Raw genomic sequence first — 24,653 nt, forward strand, 5'->3', positions numbered from 1 at the left:
AGATGCTATGAACGGGGTAATCAGCGTTCTGCGTAGCGAGCGCAATGCTCGAATTCACGTTGTGATAGCGCTACTAACGCTCTTACTCGGTCTGATTTTAAATATTTCCAACGCTGAGATGGCAGCGATTTTCTTTGCTATCCTACTGGTCTTTTTGGCTGAACTCTTAAATACAGCTATCGAAGAAACCCTAAACTTAGTTGATGGCAAAGAAAATCCCAAGGTTAGGCTGATCAAAGATATGACGGCCGGGGCGGTCCTAGTAGCGGCTTGTGGTGCTATTGTCATCGGTATCGCTATCTTTTGGCCCTATATATTGGGATTGGTATGGCAGGGCTAGTCGATATTATCCTAGGGCCCCCAGGTTCGGGGAAATCCGAACAGGCTAGCCGGCTGGCCGCCAGCCACCGCTACGTCCAGATATCGACCGGGGCCTTGCTGCGGGCATCAAATGATTCGGCCATCAAGGCTACGATCGATTCGGGAGAGTTGGAGTCCAGCGAAGTCGTTGAAAAGGTTCTGCTGGCCGCCATTGAGCAAATTGACGCTAGTCTACCAATTCTGCTTGATGGTTTTCCCAGACTCAAGGCTGAGGCTAAATGGCTAGATCAGGCCCTAAACAAACTAGGCCGGGAGTTGGGCCATATTTTCGTTATCAATGTTACTGAAGCCGAAGCTCTCAAACGCCTAGAGTCTCGCGGACGCTCAGATGATCCTAAGGCTGTGATCAAACATCGGTGGCAGGAATACACTACCCAGACTGAACCAGTCATTTCTAGCTACCGTCACGATGGGCGCTTAATCGAAATCGAGGGGGCTGGGACGCCAGAAGAAGTGGCTGAGCGCATTGCTGCAAGCCTATGATGAACCGCGTCAAAACTGAGAGCGAAATTACCGCCATGAGAACGGGTGGCCAAATTTTGGCCCAGGTGCTGGAATTTTTAAAACCCCAAACTGTGGCTGGGATCACCACTGGTGAGCTATCGGGCCTAGCAGCCTCGGAAACCAAGCGCTTGGGCGGCGGGACGCCGATTCTGGGCTATGAGGGCTACCCCGAACCAATCTGTATTTGTATTAACGATGAGGTCGTTCACGGCATACCTGGAGATAGGGTAGTTCGTGATGGTGATATTGTCTCGTTTGATTTTTGTGTTTCATACGATGGCATGATTACCGATGCTGCTACCACCATCGGTGTGGGAGCGGTCTCAAAGGAGGCCAAGCGTTTAATGCATGCCACGGCCGACTCACTGGCCCTGGGTATAAAAGCTGCTCAAGCGGGCATTGTGGTCGATGACATCTCGGGTGTCATCGAGGACCGTTTGCGGCGCGATAAGCTAGGCGTAGTTGAAGCCCTCTGTGGGCATGGGGTTGGTCACGGCATTCACGAGGATCCGGAAATACCCAATTTTCGGACCGGCTACCCTGGACCAAAATTATTAGCCGGCATGACCATTGCAATTGAACCGATGGCCACACTGGGCCATCACGCCGTCCGGTTGGCTCCTGATCGCTGGACTTTCAAAACGGTTGATGGCAGCCTGTCAGCTCAATTTGAACACACTATTTTAATAACTGATCGGGGCAGCGAGATTCTAACCAAGGCCTAGTGTATACTGGAGCGTGATACGCTTGAAAGCCCAGACCCTGGCAGTCTATAATAACCTAGAAAAATAGGAACAAATTTTGTGTCCGCAAAACAGCCCGAACAAACTTACATAGGTCTCGACATCGGCAGCACCAAAGTCTGCTGCGTGGTTGGGCTAGCCGAGGAAGGTGCCACCAACCCCAGCATTATCGGCGTTGGCACCGCACCGACTACTGGCATGCGTAAGGGGGTGGTGGTAGACGTTGAGGAAACCGTTACTTCCATTACCACAGCCGTTGATGAAGCTGAGAGAATTTCTGGGGTTACGATTGATCGAGCGACTATCAGCATTGATGGTGCCCACGTCACCAGCCTTAATTCCAAAGGCACTATCGCTGTCGGTCGGGCTGATCAGGAAATCACATTGGATGATGTGCATCGGGCCGAAGAGGCCGCGACCGCGGTTCAATTGCCGCCCAACCAAGAAATTTTACAAGTTTTCCCCCGTAGTTATAACGTTGACACTCAAACCAATATCAAAGACCCAGTCGGCATGAATGGCGTTCGTCTGGAGGTTGAAGCCCACATTATTACCGGAGCCAGCCCAGCCATTAAAAACCTCAATCGCAGTATTTATCAGGCTGGTATCGATATCGAAGGTCAGGTGTTGGTACCGCTGGCGGCCGCTCGGGCCGTGCTGACCAAGCGGCAGAAGGAGCTCGGTGTGGCTCTAGTCGACATCGGCGGCGGCACCACTGGCATTGCGGTTTTCGAAGAGGGGGATGTCCTCTACAGCAGTGTGCTACCGATCGGGGCCGGACATATTACCAATGATCTAGCGATTGGCCTAAGAACCAGCATCGATGTAGCCGAAAAAATAAAACTCAAATACGTCAACGCCCACCCGGGTAAGGTTAGTTCAACCGAGAAGTTACGCATTGAAGAACTAACCTCAGACGAAGTGGTCGTCTCCCGGCGTGAACTGAATCGAATTGTCGGCGCTAGACTAGATGAGATGATGCAGATGATTAAAGCTGAACTTAAGAAAGTCAGTAAAGACGGGATGCTACCGGCCGGCGTGGTCTTAACTGGTGGTGGCGCTAAGCTACCGGGACTGGCTGATCTGGCCAAACAAGCCTTAGGCCTGCCAGTCGCAATTGGCAAGCCGGAGGGTTTGAGCGGCATCGCTGATCGCGTGAGCGACCCAGCCTACGCCGCACCAGTCGGTTTGATGTTAGAAAATATGGCCTATTCGCATACCGAAGACAAAGCCAACCTCAAAATTGGCCAGACCGTTGACCGCATCAAAAAGACACTTCGCAACCTGTTACCATAATTATCTTTAAGCCAACTGCGGCTGAATGAACCGCTACATAAATGAAATTGTTCAAAAAAAGTATTCGCCAGTATTAATGTATTCAGGGCGAATAAAAAAGTTGCATTAACTAGGGCGTTTGCATATACTAACGACTGTACCCACGTGGGAATTGTTGGGTTTTTTATAACCAAATTAGAATTAAGGGTTTTCAAATAAAGGGGAAGATGGCAGAGATAATTCCAGAAGTTCAGACCTTTGCTCGGATTAAGGTGGTTGGAGTTGGGGGAGCCGGCAGTGCCGCCATCGAGCGTATGATTACATCGAGAGTCCAGGGAGTGGAGTTTGTCGTGGTTAATACCGATGCCCAGGCTCTGCACTATTCTAGTGCCCCCAGGAAAGTCCACATTGGCAAGGAAACCACTCGGGGTCTTGGTTCTGGTTCGGATCCAGCCGTTGGGCGCAAAGCCGCTGAGGAAAGCGAAGCTGATATTTATGAAATGCTAAAAGGCGCCGATATGGTCTTCATCCCGATCGGGGCCGGCGGTGGCACCGGTTCTGGTGCTGGACCATTCATTGCTGGCGCGGCCAAGGAGCTGGGCGCTTTGGTGGTCGGAATTGCTACCAAACCATTCACCTTCGAAGGCGAACGCCGGCGGCGTAATGCCGATGTGGCCATTGATGAGCTCAAAGATAACGTTGATACCCTGATTACTATTCCGAATGATCGCTTGCTCCAAATGATCGATCGCAAAACCTCACTAATGGATGCTTTCCATGTGGTTGATGAGGTCTTGCAGCAAGGCGTGCAAGGGATATCGGATCTAATTACCATTCATGGTTTGATCAACCTAGACTTCGCCGATATTAAGGCCATTATGACTGATGCCGGGTCATCGCTGATGGGCATCGGCAAAGCCGGAGGCGAAAATCGCGCCATTCAGGCTGCCCGCCAGGCTATCGATTCACCGCTACTAGAAGTCAGCGTCGAAGGCGCCAAAGGCGTATTGTTCAACATTACTGGTGGGCGCAACATGACCATGCACGAAATCGACGAGGCTGCCAAAACCATTACCGATGCGGTTGATCCGGAGGCCAACATTATCTTTGGGGCTGTACTTGATGAAACCCTCGATGACGATATCAAAATCACGGTGGTAGCGACTGGTTTTGCCGGCCATATTAAATCGACCCCAGAGACGGCCGAAACCGAGCCGCTGTTTGAACCCGATGTTATTACCGAGGCCCGCCAGCCCTTCATCAACGAGCGACCCCAAGGCTTTGGCGAACCAATTCCAGCCGAGGTCGAAGAGCCTGAGGTTCAACCTGAGCCGGCCAGACGCTCGGCGCTGGCTAGCATCGAGCCCGAACCTGACCCTAGCGAACTCGATACCACCATGAGTGTTGATCAAGCCATCAAAAGCGCTGATAAGCCGGTGGAAGCCAAAAGTTCAGTCGTAGCGGATGTTAGTAGCCTCAATTTAGAAGATGACGATTTAGATGTACCAGCCTTTATTCGCCGCAAAGTCGAATAGACATTCAAGATAATCGTAAAAAAGTCTTGACGAGGGTAGTAAGCCTAGCGTTATACTAGTATAGTACTTACGCTATATATGGCGTCTAAACAAATATAAGTCCGAATTCTTAGGAGGGGAAATGAAATGCCGCGAGTGCGATTATCTCGATTCGAAAGTCATTGAATCGCGGGATTTAGATGAAGGCACCGTGGTCAGGCGCCGCCGTCAGTGTTTGCGCTGCGGCCACCGCTTTACAACTTACGAGCGCTTGGAGATGCCCTCAATCGCTGTCGTCAAAAAGGACGGCCGGCGAGAGTTATTCGATCGTAGGAAGGTGGCTGGGGGGATTTATAAAGCTTGCGAGAAGCGACCGATTGCTATTGCCTTGGTGGAAGAAATCATTGCCCAAATCGAACGCGAAGTCCGTGGGTGGGGGGAGGCCGAGGTCGAGAGCGATCGCATCGGCGAATTAGTCATGCAAAAATTATTTTCGCTCGACGATGTGGCCTACGTTCGCTTTGCCAGTGTTTATCGCAGTTTTGCCGACGTGGCGAGCTTTGAACAAGAATTACTGAGGCTCAAAAATAAGGGGACTTAAAGGGGTTTTTGATGGTTGGTTTTTGCCCCAGGGCAGGAACGAGCCATCAAGCTCGAAGAGAACGTTGACAATATGTGACTAGCTAAATGGTCATGGCATGAGCGCCAGACTGACTGTACGGGCTATGAGGGTGCGTTAGGGGGTAACGTGCCCTGGTAGTCCGTACAGTCGAAGGCAGAACACCTCTGCTGCTCTACGGCAAACGAAAGTCTGCCGCCAGCGGCAGAAAGGAGCTACTACCATGACCGCAACCATCGAACTCGAGCGACTGACCAAGCTGGACGCTCGGATCCAGGGGGCGTTTGCGATGGCCACCATCTTTGAGCCTCCGTACAACCCTAATTCCCTCAAGGTCTTCAACAAGCGTTATCCGCGCAAGGACGACGATGGTGAGCCGACCGAATCGCCGGCCGAAACGCATTGGCGAGTCAACGTCAACGTAGCCAGCGTTACTGTGCTCTACGTCGAAGGGGCCGACTGGGAAGAGGGCGACGTTGAGCCGGAGAGGATCGACCTCACAAGGCTGACTTACGAGGAGATGCCGTTCCCATACCGCACAATTGTGCGCCAGTTCAACTGGCAGCTTGAGCACGGACGGAAGCTCAAGAGCTTCTGGGACTTGGTGGAAAACGGCATCGACGACTGGTTGGAGAGAGCCGCCGCCTACTACGAAATGACCAGCCGGCTCATTTTCATCCCGAACTCTCCCACCTGGACGGGTGCGGGTACACCGCTTGGTCAACTCGCCGCCTGCTTCGTACTTCCCATTGAGGATACATTGGTGGACGGGTATGCCAACATCATGAAAACGGTGCGGGATGCCGTTGCCATTCAGAAGACTGGCGGCGGCAACGGTTTCTCGTTTGGGCGCTTGCGTCCGGAGGGGTCAATTGTTCGGTCGAGTATGGGGCAGTCTACCGGAGTGGTTGGCTATCTGCGGATGTACAACGCTGTCTTTGAGGAGATCCGGCAGGGCGGTAGCCGGAGGGGGGCTAACATGGGTGTCTGCCCAATCTGGCACCCGGATGCCCTAGCCTTTATTCGCGCAAAGGTAGAGGAGGGCTTACTCAAAAACTTCAATATCTCGGTCGGCGTGACTGATCGCTTCCTCGAAGCCGTCGAGAACAACAGCGACTGGAACTTCCACTTTCCCGGACCCGATGGCCCCGTGGCCAAGGTTGAGTGGAAGGGCGAAAAGGTCACGAGTATTCCAGCTCGGGAACTGTGGGATTACATTGTGCGCTGCGCCTGGGAGAAGGGCGATCCTGGCCTCCTCTTCATCGACGAGGCCAACCGGTTCAACCCGTGCCCCACGCGCTACACACTGGAGTCCACTAACCCTTGTGGTGAACAGTGGCTTGCGCCATACGAGAACTGCTGCCTCGGCTCGATTGCCATCCAGAACTTTGTTCGTGAAGATGGCAGTCTTGACTGGGGCGAGTTCGACCGCTACCACCGCTTGGCCTACCAGATGTTGGATGACGTGGTCGATGCCAACGGCTACGTGCCCAGCGTTCCGGAGTTGGAGTTTGCCGCCCAGAACGGTCGGCGGGTTGGTCTGGGAGAGATGGGAGTGGCCGATGCCATGGTCAAAGTCTTCAATCCGGGTCGGGGCGCTATTGGCGTTCGGTACGGCTCTGAGGATGGGCTCGACTTCGCTAGCCAGGTGGCTGAGCGGATGCGCTTCATCTCCATGATGTCTGCTATCGAGCGGGCAGAGGAGCGCGGGGCCTTCCCCTGGATCGCCAACTCCATCTACGACCCAGCGCTGCTGCGTGAGCACGGATTTGGGGCTAAGGTGCAGACGGTGATGGACGACGGTGAGACACCTTGCACCATCAACCTCTGGGAGACACCCAAGCCGCTGGTCGAGCACAAGCTTGACTTCGGCCGGCCGCCCTGCAACTGGCAGCTGGTGGAGGAGGGGCTGCTGGCTCACGGCATTCGCAACTCAGCCACCAATACCTTCGCCCCAACAGGGACAATCGCCTCAACGGCCGGCGTCGAAGGATACGGTGGCGAGTGCATGTTCGCGTTGATCTACAAGCGCATCATGATGCAGGAAGCTGAGAACATCGAGCTTTCATACGTCTCAAGCCTCTTGGAAGAGGCATTGAGGCGTGAAGGCTTCGATGAGAACATGCTTGCAGTAGTTGCCGAGGCTGTTGCCATGAATAACGGCTCCTGTCAGGGGCTGGACTCAGTGCCCGAGTCAGTGCAATACGCCTTCGTGGTGGCAGCCGACCTGACTCCGGCCGAGCATGTCATGACCCAAGCGGCATTACAGGCTTTCGTGGATAACTCCATTTCCAAGACCATCAACTTCGCTAATGCAGCGACGGTCGAGGATGTGAACGAGGCCTACCACCTTGCTACCCGAACGCGTTGCAAGGGGATCACGATCTACCGTCAAGGTAGCCGTGATCTCGAGGTGCTTTCGGTCAGTACTGAGACTCCGGAAACTGGAGAGCTTGAGGTGCTCGACGAGGCTCACTGGCCATTTGTGCGGCCGTTGCCTCTGCCGGATTACATCAGCACTCCGGGCAGAGGGTTGCCCACAATCGAGTACGCCGTTCGTACTCCGTTCGGCAAGCTCTGGGTTGACGTCTGCGAACTTCGAGAACACCCTGGGCGGCCGTATCACATCCGATGCAGCATCGGGAAGTCCGGTGAGGACATCCCGGCATTCATGGAGGCTATCGGGCGGCTCTTCTCGTGGGGCCTTCGGCTCGGTGGTGACGTCCGGGATGGCGCAGATGCCATCATGGGAATTGGAGGTAGCACACGCGAAGAGGGACTTCGTCCCGAACGCAAGGCACTCTCGATTCCGGACGCGCTGGGTCATTTCTTGCTCCAGCATGCTGATGCCGTGGAAGCCGCCATCACTGCGGCAAGGGATGAGGCTTCTGAAACGCAGGCCCAGGTTTCAATGATCACCGAAGTGGTGGCATTGACACCCACACAGCCCGTCGAAGAGAAAGCTGTCGTGGAGACCCGTGGCAACATCTGCCCCGAGTGCCGCTCAGCTCAAGTCATCTACTCCGAGGGCTGCCAGAAGTGTGCAAACTTCCCCCATAGCTGCACCTATAACAAGTGCGGCTAGTCAGCTAGTCACAAAGTTCAACCCCCCATGGGCCCGGGTTTGCCGCAAGGCGAACTCGGGCCCGTAAACTTTATTAAGCTTTTGCTTGCAAGCAGGCAAACTTTATTTAATACTTACTTACGTCCAATTTCTTTGACACCTGGAGCCCGCATGGAAATGCTGATGCCTAAGGGTGGCGTCCACGTGACATCGCCAGCCGCCAATACCCGCTTGGAGCTTGAGGTCATCTGGTTTGATCACAGTTGGCAGATCAACCACAAACGGGCTGGTCGTTGGCAAAGACTTGCGATCATTCCCAAGTTGTCGCTTGAAGCTCTCGATACTGAACCTTTGCCGGAGCCGAAACACAGGCTTATCAATTTGAGACTCGACGAAGCACTTGAACTGCGGATCATTCATGCCCGCCGACCTGGCAATCCGGAAACGGACTTTGATCGGTTGCGTATCACCGCAACCCCCACTGGTTGGAACTTCGTGCGCTATTTCCGGGACCAAGAGTATCCTTGGCTGTATTTACCAATCCCAGCTGAGGACCGGCTGCCGGACAACGAGACCCGGATCTGCCATGTCTGTGGCGACCACATGCAAAGAGCTGGCTCGTGTTGGGCCTGCCCCACCTGCGGCGCCACCTCTGGTTGTACCTAGAACATCTGGGCCCGAGTTCGCATCAGCGGATCCGGGCCCTAATACTTTGTGATCAATCTTGACTTTATCTACCTGCAGGAGTAGCCTAGCTAACGTGAAAGCTTTAAAGCAGCCAATTTGGGTAAGCATTTGCGGCATTACAGCCGACTTTATGCTGTTGCCCAATACATGCGCTTAAGGCCCGCCACAAATCGATTGCCCGGCCTTGAGCAAACCGCCAAGGCTAATTTTTTTCGGGGAGAGCGCGCATCAGCGCAGGCCGGTTGGTGTGAATGGTCGTTGTTGGACAGCGCCCATCCACATCAGTACGTGGGTTCGAATCCCACCTCCCCGGCTAGGGGCGAGTGAGGCCGGTGGTGGCTCTTGGATCGCCAATCCAGGAATAAGTCACTAACCAATGCCCGCTCAGTCCCTCTGGGGGCGTAGCTCAGTTACGGTAGAGCAGCCGAGGTCCAAACTCGGAAGGTCGTGGTTCGAATCCGCCGCCTCCACTATATTTCACAATTCGGTTCAGAGAGGGATCTATGGCCGATCTAGTGCGGTTCAAGGTCAAGCCCAACCTTCCGGCGGGCACGGTTCAGGATTGCCTCGCGGCCGTCATGGGTCGTGGTGCCCGGAAGGTCAGACCAGGTCAAATCGTGGAATTCCCACGCCGCAATCTGCGGGCCCTATCACAATCAGACCGGTGCTCGGTGCATCAAGTTCTGTCCAAGATCACCTAGAAATAGCCCGCCCTCAGTCTGAAAAAGCGAGCCAGTCTCGCAAACGGCCCCTGCGCTCCATGCGCGGGGGTCTTTCCTTTTATGCTACAATTTTCTTGATGAAAACTTATTTATTCTATACCACCGGCGCATCCAGTCAGGACCAAACCCAGGCTCTAACTGATCAGTTAACCAAGCTGCAAGTCGAAACTATTAATCTGGACGCCGATAGCGTGGAGGGTGCGCGCCTCAGCGAACTCTACGATATGACCATGCGCCCCGGAGCTGTCATCACCCGCGATGATGGCCAAATGATCCACCGTTGGCTAGGCGTTTTGCCGAACGCTAGCGACGTTAGTTACTACGTGAACGGCTGATGATTCCGATCATCGTCACTTTTATAGATCTGTTTTCGCTGGTGTTTACGATCTTGTTGTTGGGCCGAGTGGTGCTGAGTTGGATTTATCCTCATCCGGGCAGTAATGCAATAACCACCTGGCTCTATGAATTAACCGAACCAGTGCTGGTACCCATTCGCAAGTTAATGCCTCAGACCGGCATGATAGATTTGGCACCGCTGGCGGCTTTCTTTTTACTTCAGGCTCTAGTCTGGGCGGCTCACTATTTACTTCTGCACCTGGGTTAGGCATAATTAAGCCACAATCATAAATGCGCCGGAGTGGTTATCAGCCACGAGCAGCCAGAAGAACCCTCCTTCGCTAAAGCTACGAAGGGCAAGCGAGAAAAAGGTAGTAGAACTGGTCGCAGCACCGCGTAAGAGTGCAGCAATGAAGTCCACCAAGCAGGGTGGTACCGTTTGGCCTGAGGCCGAGCCCCTGTAGCGGTGGTTTTTAATTTGAGGACTGTGATGAAGCGCGCCGAACCCGCTGATTTTCCAAAATTTGAAGCCGAGTTGTTAAAAGTCTGGGATCAGGAAAAGATTTTTGCAGCTAGCTTAGAGCAACGCCAGAGCGGCAAACGATTCCGCTTTTACGACGGCCCACCCTTTACCTCGGGGGAGCCACATTACGGCCACGTTGAGCAATCGGCCATTAAAGACGCCGTGGTGCGTTATAAAACCATGCGGGGCTACTACGTACCGCGTCGGACCGGATCTGATACCCACGGTCTGCCGATCGAGTATTTGGTCGAAAAAGAACTGGGCTTTACTGGCAAACAAGACATTATTAAATTCGGCATTGATAAATTTAACCAAGCCTGCCGGGCCATTGTTTTCCGCCACAAAGCCGATTTCGAAGAGCTCTACCATCGCTTGGGGCGCTGGGATGATCCCAAAAATTCCTATGCCACTTTGGACCATGACTACATTGAATCCGTCTGGTGGGTCTTTAAATCGCTTTATGATAAGCAGTTAATTTACAAGGGCTTTAAGAGTATGCCGTATTGCCCCCGCTGCGCCACGCCTCTAAGTAACTTTGAGGTTAATGATGGTTATCAGGATAACATTGAAGATCCCAGTCTGTACGTCAAATTCAAGCTGAAAGGGGAAGATCGCTATTTGTTGGCTTGGACGACCACACCTTGGTCCTTACCCGGCAATGCGGCTCTGGCCGTAAACCCTAAAGCCAAATACGTTGAAGTCGAAGTTTCAACCGATGATGGCATGAGCCAGCGACTGGTTCTGGCAGCTGACATGCTGGAGGTTTTATCTCAAGACTATAAGCAAATTAAACAGTTTTTGGGTCAGGAATTGGTGGGGTTGGGGTACGAAGCTCTGTTTGAAGTTGATCAGGCCAAAGGCGTCAAAAACATTTACCAAGTTTGGGCAGCCGACTTTGTATCGGTGGAGGATGGAACCGGCATCTTACATGTGGCTCCGGCCTTTGGCGAAGACGACCTAAGTCTCGGCCAAGCCCATGATCTGCCGGTGCTAGCAACCATTGATCCTAATGGCCGGGTGACGGGAGATATTGGTTTTGACGAAATTGAAGGTATGTTCTTCAAGGAGACCGACGACCATATTATTGAGCATTTAACCGAGCAAAATCGAGTCTTTTCGGCCGAGCGCTTCAAGCACACCTATCCCTTCTGCTGGCGTTGCGAAACGCCGCTGTTGTACTACGCGACGCCCAGCTGGTTTGTGGCTGTCAGCAACTTCCGGGATAAATTAGTTAAAACTGGACAGGCTACCAATTGGGTGCCAGCCCATGTTAAAGCCGGTCGGTTTGTGAAGTGGCTGGAAGGCGCTCGCGATTGGGCCATCTCGCGCAATCGATTTTGGGGTTCGCCAATCCCAGTTTGGCAATGCGAACGGGGTCATTTTAACGTCATCGGTTCTTTGGAAGAACTAACAAAAAGAGCTGTAAATATGCCCAAAGAGCTTGATTTGCATCGCCCCGGCATCGATCAGATCGAGGTCAAGTGCACAGAATGTAGCGGAACTGCCAAACGGATCGAAGAAGTCTTTGATTGTTGGTTTGAGTCCGGGAGTATGCCTTATGGGCAAGACCACTACCCATTTGAGAACAAGGCTGATTTTGATGCCTCATTTCCGGCCGACTTCGTGGTCGAATCCATTGAACAAACTCATCTGTGGTTCTACACCCTGCACGTTCTAGCGACGGCTTTATTTGATCAACCAGCCTACCAAAGTGTGATTGCTAGCGGGCTGATCCTTGGTGGGGATGGACGTAAATTGAGCAAACGATTACGGAATTATCCTAATGTCGAGGAAGTTTTTAATCAGTATGGCGCCGACGTTCTGCGCTACTTCATCTTAGCCAGTCCGCTGATGACGGCCGGGGACATTCGCTTGAGCCAAGATGGTCTCAAAGATGTTCAGCGCAACATCTTCATGACCCTTTGGAACGTCCATAGCTTCTTTACCACCTATGCTGCCATTGATAAATGGCAACCGCCAAAACAGTTAAAGGCACCAGCCAGCGATAATTTGCTCGACCAATGGTTGTTAGCCCGTCTCAACCAAACCATTGCCGAAACCACCGAACAGGCTGAGCTTTACCAAATTGCCAAAGCAGTTCGGCCGATCACAGAGCTGATTGATGATTTAAGCAACTGGTACGTTCGTCGCAGCCGCCGCCGGTTTTGGAAAAGCGAAGATGATGGCGATAAGCAAGCCGCCTATGCCACCTTGCATTACGCCTTGGTGCGCATCTGCCAATTGCTGGCACCGTGGTCGCCGTTTGTGGCTGACAAAATCTGGCGCGAGCTGACAAAGGGGATGGAAGTGCCGGCGTCAGTGCATTTGAGCGATTGGCCGGAGGCGGGGGAGAGCAAAGACAACCTTGGTTTAGATCAAATGAAATGGGCAAGAGAAATTATACGAGAGGCACTTTCTCAAAGAGCGGCAGCAGGCATTAAAGTGAGACAGCCTTTGGGCAAGATTGAGCTCGCTGCAGCAAATGAACTAGCGTCCGGAATAAAAGAACTTATTCGGGATGAGGTCAACGTCAAAGAAGTCGCATTTTCAATCAAAGATCACCCTGGTCTATTCTGTAATCTCGATACGACCATCACCCCCGAGCTCAAACAAGAGGGGCTGGTGCGCGAGCTGATCCGCCACATTCAAAGTCGGCGCAAATCGGCTGAACTGGAAGTGGACGATCGAATAGAATTAACCGTTGGGACAGGGTCAAACGACCTTCAAGCCGCTATAAAAACTTTTGAAGATCTGATCAAGACCGAAACACTAGCTACTTCACTGACAGTTGTTGAACTGAACGCCGCAGCCGTACCCGTCAATGTCGACGGCGATGAGGCCTCGATCGGTCTTAAAAAAGCCTGATTGAATGCTAAACTAGAACGAGTTCGGAGGGGATTTGCTTAGATCACGTTTTTGGAAAAACTTTGATTGGTGGTTATTTGGTGGGGCAGCCTTGCTGTCGCTGGTCGGTATTCTGGTCATATTTTCGACCAACCTTAAAGCCGCCAGCGTAGCCTCGGCTACGGATGTGCGTAATCAAATCATTTTTTTGGGCCTGGCTCTGGCCGGATTCTTTTTGCTAGCTTATCTGGATTACCGCGTTTGGTCCAAGCTAACTAAACCGCTCTATGCCATTATGGTCGGCTTGCTGCTGGTGGTGATGGTCTTAGGTAAAACGGCGCTGGGGGCAACCCGCTGGATTAACTTGGGCTTTTTTCAATTTCAGCCCTCAGAACTTGCCAAGCTAGTCCTGATCATTGTTTTGGCTAAGTTTTTTAGCGATCATTACGACCGTTTAGACGACCCGCGCCAGGTTTTGCTATCGCTAGCGTATTTATTAGTTCCACTGGGTTTGATCCTGGCCCAGCCGGACTTAGGGACGGCCTTGGTGTTAATTGTGATTTGGCTGGCCATGGCGCTAATTAGCCCTATGCCTAAACGTTATCTCGTAGCACTGGCGGTGGCAGGGTTGGTGCTCTTGCCGACGGGTACTCATTTATTAAAACCTTACCAGCGGGCACGTCTAGACACTTTCTTGCAGCCAAAAGCTAACCCGCTCGGTAGCGGCTATAATGTGGTCCAATCAACCATTGCCGTCGGCAGCGGGCAGGTGTTTGGGCGCGGCTTAGCTGCCGGTAGTCAAAGCCAACTGAATTTTTTGCCGTCTCAGCACACTGATTTCATCTTTGCGGTGTTAGCCGAAAAGCTGGGCTTTGTCGGCGGCAGTATTTTGCTGGTGCTATTTGCGGCCTTGCTGGGCCGAGCGCTGATCGTGACGTATCGGGCTCAGGATCGATTTGGTCTGTTTTTGGGGGTAGGGATTGTAGCTATGCTAACTTTCCATATTCTAATTAATGTTGGTATGAACATGGGCATCATGCCAGTGACGGGCATTCCGCTACCATTCGTTAGCTATGGCGGCACCAGTTTGCTGATCAGCCTAGCGGCGGTTGGTTTGCTCGAAAGCATCTCAATTCGGCGTCAAAAAATTCAGTTCGGGGTCTGAAAAGCTGTCATTCTTGGACTTGATCCGAGAATCGACTGCCAATCAGGTCCCTCGACTTCGCTCGGGATGGAGCAGCTTAACACTTGCCCAGGGGCTCATTTTGTGTTAAGCTACTCCAGTTATGAAAGCGGTAATTTCAACTGGCGGCAAGCAATATTTAGTTTCAGACAATGAAGTTCTGGAAGTGGAGAAAGTGCCAGCCGAAACTAATAAATTGGAGTTAGAGCCTCTACTCGTGATTGATGGCGAGAAGGTCCACGTTGGTACCCCGGTGGTCAAAGGCGCCAAAGTTACAGCCGAGGTCATGGGCGAGGTTAAAGGCGATAAAATTAAGGTCCTGAAATTCAAAGCCAAGAAGCGCGAAAAAACCCTGACCGGTCACCGCCAAACTTACTCCCAAATCAAGATCACTAAAATAACCGTTTAACCAAACGACCCACCGGGTCGTTTTTGCTATGATTACACTAATGAAAATCGAAAAATTAAGCCTACCCTGGGTAGATTCAACTAAGCGAATTCAACCCACAGCAATCGTATTACATTGGTGGCAGGTACCAACCTGGTTTGGCGGGATAAAGTGGTTTATTTTCGCACTGAAAAGGAAGAAGCTATCAGTTCAATTTGCGGTTACGAAAGATGGGGAAGTCTATCAGTTAACCGAATCACCAGACGTTTGGTGTCGCCACGCCCGTTGCGCAAACAATAGCAGTATCGGGATTGAGATCCAGGGACTAGGCCGTCGTGATCTGGATGAAAACCAGCTTCAGTTCCAAGCGGTCGTGGGGCTAGTTAAGGAACTCTGCCGCCAGTTTATAATTGACCCCAAGTTTAGAGTAGAGCAAGGAGAAAACACTCGCTTTTATGGCATCACATCTCACAAAGTCGTCGATAAGTATTGTTCGGGTAAACGAAGGCTACCGAAACGTGATGTCCATGACGAGTACGTGACGCGTCTAATAGAAGCATTGCAACGATGAGCATAAATTGGTTTTTGGCTGTTAGTCTCTTCTTTGCCTATATGTTAGTCGATGGGCTCTACGCCTATTACACCATCGCGGTCGTTAAAAACCGGGCATTGGTGGCAGCATCCACCAGCTTTTTCATGCATTTTTTATTGGCGGCGGGAGTTTTTGCCTACACCAAAAATTTCGCCTATGTTTTACCCCTGGCCCTTGGATCTTTTGTCGGCACATTCTTAGTGGTTAAGCACCATTCGGCTGTGATCTGATATCATAGGAACATGTTCGAAGACATTACTGTTACGCCGAAAAAGTTTAGCGATTATAAAACGATTATTGAACCAGAACTCTATGACGAGGTTATTGATCTGGCCCACAAGCTAAAGGGTCGGCGAATCGTGGAGATTAATGCGACTGCCAACGGTGGTGGGGTGGCCGAAATTCTGCGTAGCTCGATAGCCCTGCAACGGGATTTGGGCATTGATGCTCATTGGTATGTACTTAGTGCCAACCAGGCTTTTTTTGAAGTTACAAAAATGCTCCACAATGCTCTCCAGGGCGATAAGCTGGCTCCCGATGATCAGCAGTGGGACATTTACCAAAACCACAACCGTGAGCTAGCCGATAATTTTTTGGCCAACGCCTGGGATTTTGTGTTGGTGCACGACCCGCAACCGCTAGCCATGCGCCAGTTCAGTTCGGTATCCAAAGCTAAATGGGGTTGGCGTTGCCACATTGATACCTCATTCCCAAATATCGAGGTCGGAGATCGCATTGCGGGTTATTTAAATGATTACGAAGGCGCCATTTTTACGCTTGATCAATTTGTCTTACCGAACCTCAAAAACGCGCGTCCAGCCGAGCACCTGGCCATTATTCCGCCGGCCATCGATCCGCTCAGTCGGAAAAATCAGCCCATGGATAGCGCCAAGGCCCGCGCGTTAGTGGCTGGAGCCGGCATTGATACCAAGCGGCCCTACATTACTCAAATTTCGCGTTTCGATCCCTGGAAAGATCCAATCGGAGTAATTAAAGCTTGGCAAAAGGCTAGAGAGCAAATCCCTAATTTGCAGCTAGTCCTAATGGGTGACATGGCCGATGATGACCCCCAGGGGGCCAAAATATTGGTCATGGTTAAAGCCGCGGCTGAATCGTATTCCGACATTCATCTAATTACTGAGAATGATGAATTGCTGGTGCACGCCTTGCAACTAACTTCCAACGTCATTTTACAAAAGTCGTTGCGCGAAGGCTTTGGGTTGACGGTTTCGGAAGCCCTATGGGCAGCCACGCCAGTTATTGGGGGTGATGTCGGTGGCATTCCCTTGCAAATTTCTGATGGCCAAACCGGCTTCTTGGTCCTAGATACCAAGACTACTGCTCAGAGAATTGTTGAGCTAGTGAACAATCCAACCAAGGCCAAAGCCATGGGTCAGGCCGGTCGCGAGCAGGTTCGTAAGCATTTTCTGCTGCCCAGATTGCTGCGCGATCAATTAGCTTTTTGGCTGGAATTAGCTTAGGCGCTTTGCGGCTGAACCTGTCCAGATGGTACAATAAAGCCGGCAGTAAGAGGGTAATGTGGCAACAATAATTGCAGTGGCAAATCAGAAGGGCGGAGTGGGCAAGACTACTACCACCATCAACCTGGGGGCTTATTTAGCTAAATCCAGGCGCAAAGTTCTGATCGTCGATCTCGATCCGCAGGGTAATACTTCGACTGGTCTGGGTATTGCCAAAGAGGGCTTGGAAAAAGACCTTTATAGCGTACTACTAAACGGTTTGCATCCGAGTGAGGCCACTCAAGTTACACCCTATCATGGGCTCTCAGTCCTACCGACTTCGCCCGAGCTGGCCGCTGCCGAAATTGAATTAGTTTCTCGCAGTGGCCGGGAATTTCAACTCAAACAAGCGCTAGCGGACTTAGATTATGATTACATTTTGATTGATTGTCCGCCCTCGCTCGGGCTGCTGACCATTAATGGGTTAGTAGCGGCTGATTCGGTCCTAATCCCGGTCCAAGCTGAGTTTTATGCCCTCGAGGGACTAGGGCAGTTGATTTCGACCATTAATCGGGTCAAAAAAGCCCTCAACCCCAACCTGGAGCTCTTGGGTGTAGTTATGACCATGCATAATGGTCGGACGTCTTTGAGCGGGCAGGTTCACGATGAAGTCAAAAAGCATTTTAGCGATAAAGTCTTTGAAACCGTCATCCCGCGTAATGTCCGTTTAGCCGAGGCTCCCAGCTACGGCATGCCAATTGTTCACTATGATAAGTGGAGTAAGGGTGCCAAAGGTTACAAACAATTAGCCCGGGAGGTGATTAGTCGTGCCAAATAATCGCCGTGGTTTGGGACGGGGTTTGGAAGGGTTAATTCCCACCGAACTGCCAGATGATCCCGAGTTTGATCCGATTGCTAAGGTTTCGAATCAATCTGAGCAGGTAGTAAATATTGCCGCAAATGATATCAGCCCCAACCCCCACCAACCCCGCCAGCAATTCGATGAAGCCGGCTTAGAAGATCTGGCCACCTCAATTCGCCAATATGGCATAATTCAACCTTTGATCGTGACGCAAACGGCTAATGGGTATGAACTGATCGCGGGGGAGCGACGCCTGCGAGCTGCCAAGTTGGCTGGACTATCAGAGGTGCCGGTGATTGTTCGTAGCATCGATGATCAGTCCAAGCTCGAATTAGCCCTGATCGAGAACATCCAGCGTTCAGAATTAAACCCAATTGAAACGGCGGCGGCCTACCGCAAATTAGTCGATCAGTTCAATCTAAAACTCGAAGATATTTCCAAGCGGGTGGGGCGCGAAACTTCAACCGTCTCAAATACTATGAGGTTGTTGGGGCTGCCAACCGAGGCCAAGCGGGCGTTAGTCGAAGGCCGCATCAGCGAAGGGCATGCCAGAGCGGTCTTATCCCAACCAAATCCGAAAAAACAGTTGGAGTTACTGAGTTTAATTATTTCGCGCAATTTGACGGTGCGCCAAGCCGAGACTTTGGCGAGGGGCTTAAAGCCAAAAGGCGCAGCTACAGCTGCGGCCTTGGGCCATTTGGAGACTCAGAATCAGTGGACTAAACGTTTAGGGCAAACCCTCGGTACAGTCGTTAGTATTGCCCGCTCAGCTAAAGGCAACCGCCTGATTATTAATTACCAAGACGATACCGAACTCGAACGAATTGCCCGCCAGCTACTCGGAGATTAAAGGATCTTTATTTGGTCAATCGGCAGCAAACGAAAGACGGCTTCGCCAATAATGTAGCGATAGGGTAGAGTGCCCCATTCTCTGGAATCATAAGAACCGTTGGGCGTGCGATTATCGCCAACTACAAAAACGTTGGCCCCAGGTACAATTTCATCGATTTCACCAAGCGTTGCGGTATCAGCTCGATTGGTACCTGAGTCTGGATCAAAGCCCTCCGGATGGGCTTGATTGTAAATCGTGACATGACCGTTATGTACGACGACTCGCTCGCCGGGCAAGCCGAGCACCCGTTTAACGAAGACCAGCGATGGGTCTTGGGGATAATGAAAGACGATGATTTGATCGCGCTTGGGGATATAGGGCTGGCTTCGACCAAAGCCCCTCAGTAGGGCTGATTGGCTGGCTCCAACTTTGGAGACAATTAGATAATCGGTGTCGTGCAGAGTCGGTACCATGCTACTACCGATGACGTGGAAGGCTTGAAAGACAAAATTATGAAGGATAAGGACAATGGCCAAGGGAATCAGTAACCAATTGACCACACCCAACAGGATGGTTTTGAGCCAAGATTTTTCTGGCGTGAGTGTTGGTTCGGGTGTTGGTTCAGGCTGGTTTGGCGACGGATAAATTAATGGTTCCTGCGGCGGAATTGGCGGCGCAACTGGGCCTGGAGTTGGGGGATCGGGCGCTGGGGCTGGCGGCGGGGTAGCAGGAGGGGAGATTGGCTCGGTTGCCGGCACTGGGGTGGGGGCTGGAATACCTTCAGGATCAGGTTGAGCGGGGGGTTGGGGAGGAGTTGGGTCCATATTAATTAAGTATAACGGCTGAAGCGACCTACCAACAAGCGCTTTACCAGTCCTATCCACCTCCGCTATACTTAGGCACAATGGATATTTTCCCCAGACCCGGTAAGGAAGCACCTGAGCGGCGGGTAGTTAAACCAGTCCCAATAGCAGGCGATAATCCCGCCCAACCTGAAGTTAGTAAACCAACTAGGTTTCGATTCGCGAAATCATTTCCGGTTTCGTGGAAGAAGCGGCTGATAGTAATTGGCGGCGGCTTAGTTTTGGCCGTTGGTTTATTTTTTGGTACCAAACTGGTCCTAGCCGCCAAACGCATTATTGCTCACAACAATGGCGGTGGGGCACCGGCTCTAGCTGGCAATATTGACCCCACTAAATTGCGGGGCGAAGGCGACGGCCGGATTAATATTTTGCTTTTAGGTATTGGCGGCCAGGGCTGGGATGGTCCCTATTTAAGCGATACCATCATGGTACTAAGTATCGATCCTAGGACCAAGGATGTGGCCATGCTTTCAATTCCCAGAGATCTCTACGTTAAGATTCCTGGTTACGGCTGGAGTAAAATTAACGCGGCCGATGCCTATGGTGAAAGTAAAAAGGCCGGCGACGGACCCAATCTAACCAAACAGGTTGTCCAACAGGTTTTAGGCATTCCCATACATTACTATGTGCGGGTTGATTTTTCGGGCTTTAAAAAAGCTGTTGATTCTGTTGGTGGGGTCGATATCAACGTTGATAAAGCTCTCTACGACCCCGAATATCCGGGCGGAACAGTTAATATCAAAGCCGGTTATCAGCACATGAATGGCGATACAGCCCTCAAATATGCCAGATCGCGTAAAACCACCAGCGACTTTGATCGAGCTGCTCGGCAGCAAAAGCTCTTGTTGGCGTTACGCACCAAAGCGCTGAGCGTCAAGACATTATCAAACCCAGCCAAAATCGCTAGTTTAATAGATGCATTGGGTTCAAGCGTTCGAACTGATTTGCAGCTTTCGGAAATGAAGAAGCTAGCCGAAATCGCCCAATCGATTAATGGCAACCAAGTCACTAACCAGGTGCTGGACACCACTCCCAACGGCCTGCTGGTCTTTGGTGATATTCCGGGGGCCGGTTCAATTGAGATTCCTAGAGCCGGGATCGGCAATTATACTGAAATTCAGCAGTTGGCTCATACCATCTTTGCCGACAGTTACATTAAGCAAGAGAACGCCACTGTTGAGGTTCAAAATGGGACGACCCAGAGTGGCTTAGCCACCAGTGTCGGCAATCTGTTAAAGAGTTATAATTATAACGTCATCTCAATGGTGACCGCGGATCGCCAAACTTATGCCACAACGGTAATCTATGACTATACCGGAGGGAGTAAACCATACACCATCAATTATCTAGAAAACCGTTTTGGTGTAAGGTCAACGCGGGCAAATCGCGGACCAAGTGATCCAGATATTCGAATTATTGTGGGGGCGAGCTACCAACCGCCTAGGTAAGGGCTCGTAAAACTATGCTTAGCTTAAGACGATTCCTAATCGCAACAGCCGAAGGCGCCAGCATCTTAGCGCTGGGACGGCTGTTTAGCGTGTGGTGGGCGCTGGCGCTAGTGGTTGGATTATGGCTCTACTGGCGCCAAAGCCTAGATTTGGAGCACCAATCGCTCTTTGCCATTGGCTTGGTCAGCTTAGCTTTGGTACTGTCGCTAAATCATAACTTGATTGGGCAGCTGATTATTCTGGCGGGATACGTTTGGTGGCGTAGCGGCCTGCTGGCTGATCAAACCACGACTCACTTTGACATTTGGCAAGCCGCTTGGCTAGAGTTCATTAGTATTAGTGCAATTTTTAGCGCTGAAGCGATTTGGCACTGGCCCCTGACGTTAGTTTTAGTCAGCGCCTATGTCTCGAGTGTCATTATCGCCTACAGCTTCTTTGGTGAGGGCGAGCGAGCAACTCGAGCGCTGTCGGCGGCCTGGGGGTTGATAGTAGCTGAATCTAGTTATGTTTTTTCGATCTGGCTGGTGCACTATGTCTTGCCCGGTAATATTCTCTTAATTCCCCAAGCGGCAGTCGTATTGACCGCCCTGGGTTACTGTTTTGGCAGTATTTACTTAGCCCACACTAGCTCCAAATTATCCAAAGCCAGACTGGCCGAATATGCCATAATAGGACTATGCCTAATTGTCATTGTGATTGCCGGCACCAAATGGAGTGGGTCGGTTTAAATCTAGAAGGAGTGATTTAAAAAGTGTTAGAATCAGTCTTCAAGCAACTTAAAGCCTCCAAAGTGGTCTTAATCTCGGCCCTAGTAATCGGTCTTGTGGGTGGAGCGGCTGGCGGGGTCCTGTTTGTGCGCTTCGGCGCCAGCCACATTCCGGTTGATAAGAAACAGATTCTGGTCCAGGAAAATTCAGCTGTCATTGATACGATCAAAAAGGTTTCACCCAGTGTCGTTAGTATCACCTCTGAAGCCACTGCCACCAGCCTATTCGGAGCAAATCAGACTATCGAGGGAGCGGGAAGCGGGATTATTATGAGTAGCGATGGTTTGATCCTAACCAACAAGCATGTTGTCAGCGACGCTTCAGCTAGCTACAACGTCTTTACCTCCGACGGGAAACAACACAAAGCCACCGTGGTGGCTAGGGATTCAATTAACGATGTCGCCTTTGTGCGAATTGATGCCAAAGGGCTAAAAGCCGCTGAGCTGGGGGATTCTAGCGGTGCACAAGTTGGCCAGTCTGTCATTGCGATTGGTAATGCCCTCGGCCAATTCCAAAATACTGCCACCCAAGGCATAATTTCTGGCTTGGGCCGACCGATTGTGGCCGGCAGCAGCGGATCACAAGAAAGCCTCCAAGATCTAATTCAAACTGATGCCGCCATTAACCCTGGTAATTCTGGTGGCCCATTGGTCAACCTAGAAGGTCAGGTTATTGCATGAATACAGCTGTTGCCGGTAATGGCCAAAATATCAGCTTCGCCATTCCTATTAACGAAATCAAATCCACAATCACAACGGTTAAAACCCAAGGCAAAATCATCCGGCCTTATCTGGGCGTGCGGTATTTGCCGATCACCAAACAGATCGCCAGCCAATATTCTCTCTCGACTGATCAAGGCGCCTACGTTATTGGTAATAGTGCCAATGCAGCGGTTCTGGCTGGCAGTCCAGCCGATAAAGCCGGTCTGAAAAATGGTGATATTATCGTTCGCGTTGGTAGTGATAGCATTACCGATAGTGCCTCACTGACAACTCTGATAGCCAAACACAGCGTTGGTGAAACGGTTCAGCTAACGATTATTCGTGATGGCAAAAGCCAGAGCGTTAATGTGACGCTAGAGGCTGCTCCACAATAACCGGCTGTTTGAAACCCAAAATAAAATAATCTTCGAACATTGGTTTAAGTCCAGCTGCTCGGGCCAGCTCGACCAACTCTGGATGCTGCCAGGGATCGGCTTCAATGTATATCAGGCCTAATGGTTTTAGGTGGGTCTGGGTTTGCCGGAAGAATCGCCGGTATAGATCAAGACCGTCGCTGCCGCCGATTAGGGCAACTCTTGGCTCGTGCTGTCTAACTTCCGGCATTAGTTCAGCATCCTCGCATAAATAGGGTAGGTTGGCCGTAATGCAATCGAACCTCTCGTTTACGTCTTGAAATAAATCGCTGGTCAAAAAGTTTATTTCCGCCCCATGCTTTTGGGCGTTTTGCTGGGCGATAGCTAGGGCCGAGGGACTAATATCGGACGCAGTCAAGACAAGATCAGGCCGGTGCCTGGCGATAGCAATGGCAATGGCGCCGCAGCCAGTCCCTAGATCTAACAACACCCCGGCCTTTGGTGCCTGAGCTATGACTTGCTCAACCAACACCTCGGTTTCACTTCGGGGAGTTAGGACATCCGGGGTGATTTTGAATTCGAGGCCGTAGAATTCCCGCTGGCCCAGCACTTGCGACATCGGTTTGTGGGTTAAGCGTTGACTTGCCAGGCGATCGGATCGCTCAAGTTCTGTCGGCGAAAGGGCAGTATCCGGATGAGCTAGTAAATATTCTCGTTTGCGCCCAGTGGCTTTTTCTAAAATCAGGCGACTATCGAGTTCAGTAAGTTTGGATTTAGCTAACCACTCTTGAGCCGTCATTTATGAATTCTCAGCGGCCAAGGCTTTGGCTAGGCTGGCGGCCGCCAGAGCATCAACCATTTCCTGGATCTGCCCACCCAAAAAGCCAGGGACATTATGGAGGGTTTTAGCGATCCGGTGGTCGGTGATGCGATCTTGGGGGAAATTATAGGTGCGAATCTTTTCGCTGCGATCGCCGGTCCCAATTTGGCTGCGCCTAGTGGCATCCTGCTTGGACCGCTCAGCCTCAATCTGCTGAGCATACAATCTGGCTCTTAGCACACTCATCGCTTTAAGCTTGTTCTTAAGCTGGCTTTTTTCGTCTTGGCAGGTTACCACCAATCCAGTCGGCAGATGTGTAATACGCACGGCCGAATCGGTCGTATTGACCGACTGCCCGCCGTGGCCGCTAGAGCGATAGACATCAATGCGCAGATCATTCGGGTTAATTTCGACCTCAGCTTCTTCGGCCTCCGGCATAATAGCCACCGTCACGGTCGAAGTGTGAATGCGGCCGCCGGATTCGGTCGCCGGCACCCGCTGGACTCTGTGGACGCCCGATTCAAATTTGAGCGCTTGATAAGCATTGGTGCCTTTGATTGAGAAAATAACTTCTTTGTATCCACCAACTTCGCTGGCACTTTCGCTCAACATTTCTGTCTTCCAGCCCTTGATTTCGGCGTAGCGCAGATACATACGCGTAAGCTCGCCAGCAAATAAGCTGGCCTCGTCGCCGCCGGCTCCGGCTCTAATTTCGACAATCACATCTTTGCTATCGGACGGATCGGTTGAAACCAGCGCCAGCTTCAATTGATCTTCCAGCTTGGCGGCCTCAGTCTCCAATGTCGGCAGCTCGTCGCGGGCCAAATCTCCCAGGATTGGATCGCCGACCAACTGCTTGGTTTCAGCCATATCTGACTTAAAGCGAGCCAAAGCCCTTATTTGCTCAACGATTGGTTCCAGTTGGGCTTGGCGCTTGGAAATTTTAACCATTTCTGGAGTGCCAGCCAACCCCGGATCAGCCAGCTTCAAGTCATTAGCTTCGTATTCAGCCAAAATGTTTTCGATCATTTGTTCCATAGCTAAAGCCCTGCCTTAATAGTAGCAGAGCGGCCTCGACTAGTAATTTAGCTGTCTTGAGCTTCGTGGGTAGTTTCGACTGTATCGGCCTGGAGTTCGTCTTGAACTTCAGC

At 51.5% G+C, this 24,653-nt stretch carries 25 protein-coding genes; 22 read left to right on the plus strand and 3 right to left on the minus strand.

Features of this window, described 5'->3' with window-relative positions; genetic code table 11:
* The first annotated feature begins 7 nt into the window (after positions 1-7).
* The 18 genes from VLE72_00955 to VLE72_01040 all read left to right on the plus strand — a co-directional run bounded on the left by VLE72_00955 (position 8) and on the right by VLE72_01040 (position 18,547).
* Positions 8-340 carry a diacylglycerol kinase family protein gene (locus VLE72_00955; protein ID HSX14465.1) on the plus strand — a complete coding sequence of 111 codons (333 nt, stop codon included), beginning with the start codon at positions 8-10 and terminating at the stop codon, positions 338-340.
* Positions 328-864 (plus strand): nucleoside monophosphate kinase, encoded by a 537-nt coding sequence (locus VLE72_00960; protein ID HSX14466.1) that lies wholly within the window; start codon positions 328-330, stop codon positions 862-864. Before VLE72_00955 ends, VLE72_00960 begins: the two co-directional genes overlap by 13 nt.
* Positions 861-1,610, plus strand: a complete 750-nt coding sequence (gene map / locus VLE72_00965) for a type I methionyl aminopeptidase (GenBank protein ID HSX14467.1) — start codon at positions 861-863, stop codon at positions 1,608-1,610. Before VLE72_00960 ends, map begins: the two co-directional genes overlap by 4 nt.
* Positions 1,611-1,688: 78 nt before the next feature.
* The gene (gene ftsA / locus VLE72_00970; protein ID HSX14468.1) at positions 1,689-2,924 is read left to right on the plus strand and encodes a cell division protein FtsA; all 1,236 of its coding nucleotides are present in this window, start codon (positions 1,689-1,691) and stop codon (positions 2,922-2,924) included.
* 206 nt (positions 2,925-3,130) lie between these two features.
* Positions 3,131-4,438: a cell division protein FtsZ gene (gene ftsZ, locus VLE72_00975; GenBank protein ID HSX14469.1), complete on the plus strand. Its 1,308-nt coding sequence runs from the start codon at positions 3,131-3,133 to the stop codon at positions 4,436-4,438.
* A gap of 121 nt (positions 4,439-4,559) precedes the next feature.
* Positions 4,560-5,018 carry a transcriptional regulator NrdR gene (nrdR, locus tag VLE72_00980; GenBank protein HSX14470.1) on the plus strand — a complete coding sequence of 153 codons (459 nt, stop codon included), beginning with the start codon at positions 4,560-4,562 and terminating at the stop codon, positions 5,016-5,018.
* A 241-nt stretch (positions 5,019-5,259) separates the two neighbouring features.
* A complete protein-coding gene (locus VLE72_00985) occupies positions 5,260-8,121 on the plus strand; it encodes an adenosylcobalamin-dependent ribonucleoside-diphosphate reductase (GenBank protein HSX14471.1) in 2,862 nt (953 codons plus the stop codon).
* Positions 8,122-8,271: 150 nt separating this feature from the next.
* On the plus strand, positions 8,272-8,766 hold the full coding sequence (locus tag VLE72_00990) for a hypothetical protein (protein HSX14472.1): 495 nt from the start codon (positions 8,272-8,274) through the stop codon (positions 8,764-8,766).
* A gap of 820 nt (positions 8,767-9,586) precedes the next feature.
* Positions 9,587-9,844, plus strand: a complete 258-nt coding sequence (locus VLE72_00995) for a hypothetical protein (protein ID HSX14473.1) — start codon at positions 9,587-9,589, stop codon at positions 9,842-9,844.
* Positions 9,844-10,113, plus strand: a complete 270-nt coding sequence (locus VLE72_01000; protein HSX14474.1) for a YggT family protein — start codon at positions 9,844-9,846, stop codon at positions 10,111-10,113. Before VLE72_00995 ends, VLE72_01000 begins: the two co-directional genes overlap by 1 nt.
* A gap of 222 nt (positions 10,114-10,335) precedes the next feature.
* A complete protein-coding gene (gene ileS, locus VLE72_01005; GenBank protein ID HSX14475.1) occupies positions 10,336-13,233 on the plus strand; it encodes an isoleucine--tRNA ligase in 2,898 nt (965 codons plus the stop codon).
* A 34-nt stretch (positions 13,234-13,267) separates the two neighbouring features.
* Positions 13,268-14,377: a rod shape-determining protein RodA gene (gene rodA, locus VLE72_01010; GenBank protein HSX14476.1), complete on the plus strand. Its 1,110-nt coding sequence runs from the start codon at positions 13,268-13,270 to the stop codon at positions 14,375-14,377.
* Positions 14,378-14,498: 121 nt separating this feature from the next.
* A complete protein-coding gene (gene rplU, locus VLE72_01015) occupies positions 14,499-14,804 on the plus strand; it encodes a 50S ribosomal protein L21 (GenBank protein ID HSX14477.1) in 306 nt (101 codons plus the stop codon).
* Positions 14,805-14,844: 40 nt separating this feature from the next.
* On the plus strand, positions 14,845-15,354 hold the full coding sequence (locus VLE72_01020) for a peptidoglycan recognition family protein (protein ID HSX14478.1): 510 nt from the start codon (positions 14,845-14,847) through the stop codon (positions 15,352-15,354).
* Complete coding sequence (locus tag VLE72_01025) at positions 15,351-15,605, plus strand: hypothetical protein (GenBank protein ID HSX14479.1); 255 nt, start codon at positions 15,351-15,353, stop codon at positions 15,603-15,605. Before VLE72_01020 ends, VLE72_01025 begins: the two co-directional genes overlap by 4 nt.
* A 12-nt stretch (positions 15,606-15,617) precedes the next feature.
* Positions 15,618-16,856: a glycosyltransferase gene (locus tag VLE72_01030; GenBank protein ID HSX14480.1), complete on the plus strand. Its 1,239-nt coding sequence runs from the start codon at positions 15,618-15,620 to the stop codon at positions 16,854-16,856.
* Positions 16,857-16,914: 58 nt separating this feature from the next.
* Positions 16,915-17,673 carry a ParA family protein gene (locus VLE72_01035; GenBank protein ID HSX14481.1) on the plus strand — a complete coding sequence of 253 codons (759 nt, stop codon included), beginning with the start codon at positions 16,915-16,917 and terminating at the stop codon, positions 17,671-17,673.
* Positions 17,663-18,547: a ParB/RepB/Spo0J family partition protein gene (locus VLE72_01040; GenBank protein ID HSX14482.1), complete on the plus strand. Its 885-nt coding sequence runs from the start codon at positions 17,663-17,665 to the stop codon at positions 18,545-18,547. The genes VLE72_01035 and VLE72_01040 overlap by 11 nt, the downstream gene beginning before the upstream one ends.
* Here the strand turns inward: VLE72_01040 and lepB are convergent.
* The gene (gene lepB / locus VLE72_01045) at positions 18,544-19,353 is read right to left on the minus strand and encodes a signal peptidase I (protein ID HSX14483.1); all 810 of its coding nucleotides are present in this window, start codon (positions 19,351-19,353) and stop codon (positions 18,544-18,546) included. The two genes, VLE72_01040 and lepB, sit on opposite strands and share 4 nt — an antisense overlap.
* Positions 19,354-19,433: 80 nt before the next feature.
* Here lepB and VLE72_01050 point away from each other — a divergent pair, with 80 nt between their 5' ends.
* From VLE72_01050 to VLE72_01065, 4 genes are read left to right on the plus strand one after another with little or no spacing between them, the layout of a single operon-like run.
* Positions 19,434-20,840, plus strand: a complete 1,407-nt coding sequence (locus VLE72_01050) for an LCP family protein (GenBank protein ID HSX14484.1) — start codon at positions 19,434-19,436, stop codon at positions 20,838-20,840.
* Between the two features lie 14 nt (positions 20,841-20,854).
* Entirely contained in the window at positions 20,855-21,568 is a 714-nt protein-coding gene (locus tag VLE72_01055; protein HSX14485.1) for a hypothetical protein, read from the plus strand.
* Positions 21,569-21,591: 23 nt separating this feature from the next.
* Positions 21,592-22,287, plus strand: coding sequence for a trypsin-like peptidase domain-containing protein (locus VLE72_01060; GenBank protein ID HSX14486.1), 696 nt, complete (start codon positions 21,592-21,594; stop codon positions 22,285-22,287).
* Entirely contained in the window at positions 22,284-22,703 is a 420-nt protein-coding gene (locus VLE72_01065) for a PDZ domain-containing protein (protein HSX14487.1), read from the plus strand. The genes VLE72_01060 and VLE72_01065 overlap by 4 nt, the downstream gene beginning before the upstream one ends.
* On the opposite strand, the gene prmC is transcribed toward VLE72_01065, so the two are convergent.
* Together prmC and prfA are read right to left on the minus strand one after the other, a co-directional pair.
* Entirely contained in the window at positions 22,672-23,481 is an 810-nt protein-coding gene (prmC, locus tag VLE72_01070; GenBank protein HSX14488.1) for a peptide chain release factor N(5)-glutamine methyltransferase, read from the minus strand. The genes VLE72_01065 and prmC overlap by 32 nt on opposite strands.
* The gene (gene prfA, locus VLE72_01075; GenBank protein HSX14489.1) at positions 23,482-24,540 is read right to left on the minus strand and encodes a peptide chain release factor 1; all 1,059 of its coding nucleotides are present in this window, start codon (positions 24,538-24,540) and stop codon (positions 23,482-23,484) included. It abuts the gene before it with no gap.
* Between the last annotated feature and the right edge of the window lie 113 nt (positions 24,541-24,653).

The organism is Candidatus Saccharimonadales bacterium (genome assembly GCA_035480635.1).
GTDB lineage: Bacteria > Patescibacteriota > Saccharimonadia > UBA4664 > DATIHN01 > DATIHN01.